Below are 815 nucleotides of genomic sequence, written 5' to 3' on the forward strand. Positions count from 1 at the left end.
CAGCAAGGGCGGGGACAGCAAGGGCAGCGACGGCGACGAAGCGTTCACCGAGGACGAGCTGGTCTCGGTGGTCTTTCTGCTCATCAGTACGGGCATCACCCCGCCCGCGCTCTTCCTCGCCCACGCGCTCCTCGCCCTCTTCGACCACCCCGACCAACTGGCCCAGCTCCGCGCCGAGCCCGAGCTGCTTGGACGCGCCGTGCCCGAACTGCTCCGCTATGTCACCCTCGTGCGGATCGGCGCCTCGATGTACGCCACCGAGGACTTCGAGTTCGCCGGGACCGCGCTGAGGAAGGGCGAGCCGGTGACAGTGGCCCTGCTCGCCGCCAACCACGACCCGCGGGAGTACGGGGAGGCGCCCGAACGGCTCGACATCACCCGGGAGTTCGGCCGTGGCGACGGCCATCTCGCCTTCGGCCACGGCGCCCACTACTGCCTGGGCGCGGCCCTCGGCCGCCTCGTCGCCTCGGTGGTCTTCGACCAGGTGCTCATCCGGCGGCCGGGCGCCGCGCTCGCGGTCCGGCGGGACGAACTGGAATTCGGGCACTGGCCTGCGGACGGCTTCCACCTGCTGCGGCTGCCCGTACGGCTCTGAGGCGCCGGGAGGCGGTCTGTCGCGGGCGCGCCGGACGGCGGGATGATCAGAGGATGGTGACCTTAAAGCCGCGCATGCGGCTCGCCGCCGTCGGAGTGGCCTTCGCTCTCGCCGCCGCCACGCCCGTCGCCGCGTACGCCGCGCTCGACGACGAGCCCGCGTCCGCCGCGTCCGCCACCTCCTCGGCCCCCGCGTCCGCCGTCAGCCGGGGCAAGCCGTA

General features: G+C 73.1%; 1 protein-coding gene. It reads left to right on the forward strand.

Annotated elements, in window-relative coordinates; genetic code table 11:
* On the forward strand, positions 1 to 595 hold a 595-nt coding region (locus CCN51_RS51620; protein WP_143676233.1), incomplete at its 5' end, for a cytochrome P450.
* Positions 596 to 815 lie beyond the last annotated feature (220 nt).

Source organism: Streptomyces milbemycinicus, assembly GCF_002154605.1.
Lineage (GTDB): Bacteria > Actinomycetota > Actinomycetes > Streptomycetales > Streptomycetaceae > Streptomyces > Streptomyces milbemycinicus.